Source organism: Pseudoalteromonas sp. HM-SA03 (assembly GCF_002289345.1).
In the GTDB taxonomy this organism is placed as follows: Bacteria; Pseudomonadota; Gammaproteobacteria; order Enterobacterales; family Alteromonadaceae; genus Pseudoalteromonas.
In genome coordinates, this window is sequence record NZ_NSDG01000035.1 from 1 (window position 1) to 7,874 (window position 7,874).

Annotated in this window: 4 protein-coding genes; all 4 read right to left on the bottom strand. The window is 41.4% G+C overall.

The window, feature by feature from the left end:
* Positions 1-95 precede the first annotated feature (95 nt).
* The 4 genes from CKO50_RS07235 to CKO50_RS07250 all read right to left on the bottom strand — a co-directional run bounded on the left by CKO50_RS07235 (position 96) and on the right by CKO50_RS07250 (position 6,771).
* Positions 96-2,135 (bottom strand): bifunctional 2',3'-cyclic-nucleotide 2'-phosphodiesterase/3'-nucleotidase, encoded by a 2,040-nt coding sequence (locus CKO50_RS07235; RefSeq protein WP_095727603.1) that lies wholly within the window; start codon positions 2,133-2,135, stop codon positions 96-98.
* A 319-nt stretch (positions 2,136-2,454) separates the two neighbouring features.
* A complete protein-coding gene (locus CKO50_RS07240) occupies positions 2,455-5,163 on the bottom strand; it encodes a DUF5666 domain-containing protein (RefSeq protein WP_095727604.1) in 2,709 nt (902 codons plus the stop codon).
* Positions 5,164-5,300: 137 nt separating this feature from the next.
* A complete protein-coding gene (locus tag CKO50_RS07245) occupies positions 5,301-6,257 on the bottom strand; it encodes a hypothetical protein (RefSeq protein ID WP_095727605.1) in 957 nt (318 codons plus the stop codon).
* Between the two features lie 13 nt (positions 6,258-6,270).
* Positions 6,271-6,771, bottom strand: a complete 501-nt coding sequence (locus tag CKO50_RS07250; RefSeq protein ID WP_255229455.1) for a hypothetical protein — start codon at positions 6,769-6,771, stop codon at positions 6,271-6,273.
* Between the last annotated feature and the right edge of the window lie 1,103 nt (positions 6,772-7,874).

Genomic DNA, 7,874 nt, shown 5'->3' on the forward strand with positions numbered 1-7,874 from the left:
AGAAAACTGCTCCAACAACTGGGAAAAATAAACCCCGCTTAAAAAAGCGGGGTTTATCATCAATCTGAGCCGCCAAAATATGGCGGCGTAATGTATTAGTTCAGCGGTTGTGTTAGATCCAGCTGATAAAGTGCAAAACCTCTTTCGTCGGTTTTGCCAGTAGGTAGAATATGATTAAATTGCTGACTGTAGGTTTCAGCATCCGCACTAGTTGAACTAAAGAACTCAATATTAGTGCCAACTACAGGTGCAAATGACCAGTTCATATCTGCCGATGGATCAAGTCCTGCGGCACCATTTTGGTCGCTAACAAAAGTAATATAGTCAGCAACGACCTGACGGTTCTCATTTGGCGAGTCGACAACGATTTTATCTCCCTTAATATTTGGGAAATTACCGCCACCAGATGCACGATAGTTATTCGTTGCAACCAAGAATACTTGGTCGTCCTTCACCAACTCACCTTGATACTTCAATGCCTTAATGCGGTTACCGTTTGACACCTTTTCACCGTTTGCCGCGTAGCGTGCAGGCTCAGTGACATCAATTTGATACGTCACACCATCTAGCACATCATAGTTATATGAAGGAAAGTCTGGATTGATCAGCGCTTGAACGCCTTCAGTATTCGGTGTGATTTGATTGAACTGGCCTGCAGACATTTCAAGCCATTCGCGCACTTCGCTGCCCTTGAGCTTCAACACCTTAAGTACGTTAGGATAAATGTACATATCTGCAACGTTACGATAGGCGATATCACCTGCAGGTATTGCGGTAAAGTCATCTGGCCCGCCACGCCCTGCTCTGAAAGGCGCACCCGCAGACAGAATAGGTAATCCATCAAGCTCAGTACCTTGCACGATTTTTGCTGTATACCATGCTTGTGCGTCAGTCACGATTTGGATTGAGGGGTCGTCATTCACTAACGCAAAATAGCTGTTCACTGTGTTGGTAATTTTAGCAAAAGGCTCATTCACCCATGCGCGAGTTTCAGCATGCTCACGATGTACCGCTGCTTCAATTGCCGCATCGCTTTCTACCAACGATACCGTATTACGATTTTCATCCGTTTCATAGATAGCCTTCAGCGTCGACTGTGAGTCAACCACCACCCATTTACCTGATTTAAATTGGATATCTAGGTCAATCACACCAAGATGATTACCCCAAAAACCAGGCATTACAGCCGCAACGCCATTGATTGTGCCTTTATCGTTATCAACACCGTGAACCGCTAAGTCTGCGTAGCCTGCCCCAGGGAAGTTTGCATGCGCGTGACCAAACATAATGGCGTCTATATCATCCACCTTGGACAAAGCATAAGATGCATTTTCAGCCATTGGCTTATCGGCAGATACATCAAGACCTGAGTGCGGAATAGCAACTACAATATCCGCGCCTTCAGCTTTCATTTTAGGCACGTAGTGTTTTGCCATTTTTACGATGTCTTTGGCTATCACTTTGCCTTCAAGGTTGGCCTTATCCCATTGCATGATTTGCGGTGGAACAAACCCGATAAAGCCGACTTTAATCACCTGAAGTTTGTCATTCTCGTCAAAGAATTGCTTTTCTTGAATTAGGTAAGGCTTAAATAACGGCACATCATTTGTTTCATCTTCGTCGCCATCAACCTTAAATACGTTTGCACTGATGTAGGGAAAATTCGCATCGTCGATTGCTTCGTCTAAAAACGCCAAGCCAAAGTTAAACTCATGATTACCAATATTTGCGACATCGTACTCTAGTGTGTTCATGGCCTTATAAACAGGATGAACTTCACCTTCTTTGAGGTTTTTGATTTTCGCCATATAGTCGCCAAGCGGACTACCTTGGATCAAGTCGCCATTATCTACCAACATGGAGTTTTTAACTTGGCTTCGCGCTTGATGGATTAACGCTGCGGTTTTCACGAGACCCACTTTGTCATCTTGCTTGTCTGAAAAGTAGTTGTAGTTCAATACATTTGCATGCAAATCTGTGGTTTCTAGTAAACGCAAAGACACCGCAGTGCCCTCTTTTGGAATATCAGGTCCTTTCGGCACGTTTATATCAATATCGTTATCTGAATCTGAGCAACCAGTAATAATGCTTGTGGCACCGCACAGTAGTGCGATTGGAAGTAGTTTTGTTTTCATAAGTCCTTTCTTTACTTTGTTTGCATACCCGTGCGCATGCGTTTAGTTATTTCAGTAATGCCTATTCACGTCTCTTCTTATTCCACTTAATAGAAACTGAACCAAGAAGAACAGCGAGTCAGGATAAACCGTTGCGTTTTGCGTGGCGGGTGTAACTATACGAGGGAAAAAAGTCAAGAAAGCTAAGCTTTTATGGCAGTTAAGTGCTAGAAATATGACGGTACTAAGTCAGGAGAAGTGAATTAATTTTAAAGTGAAATATACACAAAAAAGCCTCCACATTGGAGGCTTTAATTGTGACTTTTACATTTACCAATAGTTAATCTTCAAAATCGACTTCTAGCGCGATGATCGTGCCTTCGACCATTTGAGCGGTAACTTCAACCTTAACATCATTACTAAGGTCACTTTTTTGGCCATCTTTGAATACGGTGTCATTGGTTACATGAATCGTCATTCCAAATAATGTAAATTGGTCGCCAGACAAGTTTGCAACTTTACCTTCGAGCTCAAAATAGGCGTAGTCTTCGAACTCTACCTTTTCTGCTTGAATATAAGTTTCACCATTTTCAGTTACTAAATAGCCTTCAACTTCAACGTTTTTGCCTGTTGCAATATCAGATTGACTGCCATCTTTAAACTGAGTTTGCTCAGATACTTTGACTTTTTGGCCAAGGACGTAAAACGCCTCATCTGTCTCAACTTGTGTAATTGAACCTTCAACCTCCACATATTTTACGGCATCAAATTTGAGCTCTTTAGCAATAACAGTGACACCGTCGGTTGTGTAACCTTCAACCTCAACTGCCAAGCCATTTGAAAGCTTCTCAAAATTACCGTTTTTAAGCTTTGTATCTGCCGTAATTTGAACGCGCTGCGCACCAAGGTTGAACTCGTATTCAAACGTAGAGTTTTTGACTAAGCCCTCAATTACGCCTGCAATTTCGACTTCATCAACGTCATCTTCCTCAAATTCGACCTTTTTAGCCAACAATACATTGTCGTCAGTTAACACACCTTCTACTTCAACCGTTACACCGTTTCCAAGGTTACTGCTACTGCCATCTTTAAATTCCGTGTTGCCATCAGTTGCAATAGAAACACCATTCACCATGAACTCAGACGCTGAGACAAAGTTTGTGATTTTGCCTTCAACTTCAAGTTCAATACCATCATCAGACTCGATTTCAATTTTGAGTGCCAAGATTGAGCCATCAGCACGCTGAATAGCGGTAACTTCGACTTCATCGCCAATAACAAACAATCCGTTTTTAAACTCTGTATTTCCATCAAAGAATACGGTCTTACCATCAACACTAAAAGTCGCATCGACAGGGTTAAAGTTTATCACTTTACCTTCTAACTCAAATCTACGATCATCGAAGTCATCATCTTTGTCGTCAACTTCAACCTTAGTTGCGATCAATGAGTCTCCTTGGATCACATAATCAACTTCCGCGATATCACCTGCTGCCACTTGTTCAAAAAATGTCGTGAGGTTTACATCATCTTCAAGTTCCAGCTCTGTCGCACCATTGATGGCAAAGACAAGTTTGCCTACTGTGATTGTTTGCTCGCCAGCATTAACAGCCGTGATTTTACCCTCAACCTCATGTTCTTGTTGATCGTCAAAATCGCTTGCAGAGATACGCTCTAAATCTCTCACGACATAGGCCTCTTCAAAGCCAAACGCCTCAATTTCAACGACATCGCCCACACTAAGTTTCTCAAGTTTTAGCTCGTTGTCTTCTGCATCAGAGTCATCTTCAAACTGGGTATAGTTATCCACAAAATAGGTGCTACCAAATACCGTAATTGTTTGTGCTTCAAGATCAATTGCTTCAATAACACCGGTTAATTCGATTTCAGAGTGCTTATCAAAGCGTACTTTTTTGGCGATTAAACCTTCTTCGGTTGCAACTGCAAGCACAAATACACGCATACCGATTTGCAGGTCATCGTCATCACCTTTTTTGAAATCAGTGTCATCATTTAATGTGAAGCTATGCCCGCCGATTGCAAAGGCGTCGTCACTGACTTGAGTAACAATACCTTCAAATTTAGCGACCGAACCTGTTGACACTGGCTCGTTGCTATCAACCTCTACACTGTCTGCAAGTAATACACCATCAATAGGTAAACTTGATGCTTCCACCTCCACTATTGCATTGTTTTCAAGCGTCCCTTCAACTTCTGTTGCTCGGCTATAATCTATAGTTAGCATGCCTAATTTGAATGTTTTCGTATCAAGATCTAGCTCAGCAACCTTACCCTCAATTTCAAATTCGCCATTTTGCTCTTCCACATCGATGCGGGTAGCAACATACTGACCCCGCCCTTGACGCAACGCACTGATCTCCACGAAATCACCTGTGGTTACTTCTGTGAAAGCTACCTCTAATTTCGTACGTTTATCAACACTAAATTCTTGACCCAAAACAGTGATTATTTGTTTGGCGTAGTCGACTGCCGTAACCACACCTTTAGCGGTTGCGTCATAGCTAATGGAGTCAGCTAATGCAAAATCACCATCTGCGCCTTGCTTACCTTGCAGATTTACCTGCATACCCACTTTAAGATTGGCTTGTTGATCTGGCGTCGTCTCATAACGCACACCGTTTACGTATACACTGCCAAACCCAGTTACCGTTCCCTGTGCACTTACTGATGTACGGTAGGTAATGGTGATTGTTTCTTCTTCATTACCACTCAAATCGACAGTAACCGAGTTTTCATTTGGCTGATAGAGTGCTTGATCCACAGAACGAGAAGTCGCCGTTAATTTATACTCCCCGTTTGTTAAGGCATTTAGAGTAGTCGTGCTTGTAATGTCTTCGCTATAGCTAGAAGGGCCTGTTAGCGTTAAGCCCGCATCTGCACCAGCTGGTAAGCCTTGTACAATGACTTTTATTGAACCTTTGGCTCCGGTGTTATCGCCAGGTTGCGGTTCGTCATCACTACCGCCCCCACACGCGACCAGAAGGCTACTTGATGCCAATAATGATGGTAATAACCATTTTCTATCCATTACATAATCTCCTAAATTTTTGGCTCATTTAGTACATGCAGCTGCTAGCCACAAAAACTTAACATGCACTCTAGACGGCCTAAAATGAATACCCGCTTTACTAACGCCTTGCTTGTACCTACTTTGACTTTTCGTCATTACCACACTTCCATACGATTAATTTGGCAGTCATCTGCATCAAAGTACTTTTTCATCACCTCTGGAAATGGGCCGTTGCCATGGGCATTCCTATTCTTCTTAAACGTATACTCCATAGCACTGTGATAGTACTCGTCAATTGGTTGAGTAATATCCATAAACCTATTCATTTGTGACCAATCGTGAGCATCGCCGCCCCCTGCAATACCAATACGATTTCCAAACCAATAGTGCTCGGGGTATTTTCTACAACTTAAGTAACCCGTTTGCATCGATGCGCTGCCTCGCATATTTTTTATCTCTGGACCGACAACAAACTCTAGGTCTTCTATGGGGATATAAAATGGCTTTCTGAATAAGGTGTAGGGCGTTCTTACCAGTCCGGTATGGCGGTTAAACTCAATTGCATCCACAATACGAATTGCATTCCCTAATTTGTACATTATTAAAGGGAATGCAGTCAGTAAAAACAGCCCCAACCATGAATGCCAAGCTGGCATACTGTCGTCTGTCATACTTACCCCTAACAGACAAATCCCAATGATAGGGCCCAATACCAACCCATGTAGCCTAAGGGACCATAATCCCGGTGAGCGTGGTACGGAAACAACCCGACCATCGCATTGGCTAGGGTAACTTACACTACTAAAGTCGTCTCTCGGCGCAAATCTGTCTTTACAGGGTTTTGCGTCTTTAAACTTACAGCCATTTAGTTCTTCAGCCTTGGCTAAGCGCTCCTTATAGCTTTGGTTATGGAGGTAGTCTTTTGATAACGCATCATAAAAATTTCCCTCTCTAATATATTTTAACCTTCGTTCTGAGTACCTTTGCATTTCTTCCAATTCTTTTTTCTCAGCTTCACTAGCTTCTTCTTGATAATATCTTTCTCTTCTTTTGTCGCCTTCTTTGATGATTTCTTCAAGTTCTTCTTGAGTCATCTCTTCAATCTTTTTCATTCGTCGTTTCCTTCTATCTAATTGGCGGCCTTTCAGGAAATCTGAACTTTTGATTTAATCTGGATAGTTCTTTGATGTATCTAACCCCTTTCACAATCAAATAACCATCGTCTTTTTTGGTCACCACCGTCGGCAAGGAGTACAACTCTGTAGCGCTCTCGATCACTTTTTTACCTTTGCCATTGGGGTAACTTTCTACTTCTATGATTAACTCAATAGAGCTACCAACTTCTAGATTTAGCAGTTCACAGAGTTTTCCTTCAGTGAACTCAAAGTAATAACCGGTTCGATTAGGATATAGCTTCCAACCACTGCTAAGCTTGGCCAACTGATGATTATTTATCTCCTGTATTTCATCATCACCTTCTTTTGACCAATAAAAACGAGCAGAAAACCCTTCTAATTCATTGGTTAGTGGCGCGCTTACCTGCACTTTAAACACACTTAAAAATCTTTGAATATTTCTCGAGGGAGAGTACAACATACTATAAAAATCGGTTAACGCATTTTCCATTTTGTGTTGCCATGTTGACGACCGGAGCGCAGACTAAATCAATCTAGGTTTGTATGAGGCTAAATACGCTCGCAACCGGGTGTTGCTTACCGAGCCTATAAAAGCATAAGAAGTTAAAAGCTATCCACAACTCCTATTCCGGATAGCAAAATACTAGCTGTAACATTATCATAGTAAACATACCTCTTGGCTTGGGTGGCCGTGTGGGATCAGGGGTCCATACTTCCCACGGTTTTGTAATTTCTGGTTGAACTTTGCCCTCAGANCCAGTCAAATTTTATAGCTTCNNNATGAAATATTTGCTCTTCAATTTCTCTTTGTTGTTCAAGGCTGAATTGTGTCCAAAAGCCTTTTGGTCGACCATTACTTTCATCAAAAGACTTAGTGATTGGATCCAACTCTCGATACAGCTCGTATTCCGGTGTATCGGGTAAAGGTTTATCTTGCTCCATATGCCTAACAATCGACTCCCATTCCAAAAAACATCGCACAGGCTTCGACGTATCACCAGAGGCATTTATTGTTAGTTTCGCATTCGGGTAACGCTCGAAATCTTTATGTCTGATTTCAATAAACGCTTTCATAATACCTAGCGCTCCAAACTCATTTTTAATTCGGCATTCTATATTATCCCAATCGAATGTTGGATTACCAAAACCATCAAGCTCTTCAGCATTACTTATACTCCATGTAAAACTTACTTTTTGCTCCACACGGTCAAAATAAGCTCCTTTAAATTTTATTCTATCATAAAATAAACCTGTGAAATTTAGCACCAAAACAGAATACATTGGTATGATAAACAGTATACCCCAAAAAAAAGATTCACCCTCAACCATAAGAATCAATAAGTTTAAAAATAGGTATAGCCAAAGTGCAACAGAAATCCAAGCAGGAAGAAGAAGCAGAATCAATCTTAAACTTTGAGGGTTTGCTATGAACAAATATCTTTGCTTTAAATTAAAGTAGTTACTTTCATTTGGTTTATGAAACTTTCTAAAAATTGCACACCCAAATCTATTTTCATCGATCCCACCTTTAAAGCTATGCTCGCTAAAAAATCGATTAAAGAAACTATTTTTCTGAAGTGTGTTCACTATTTT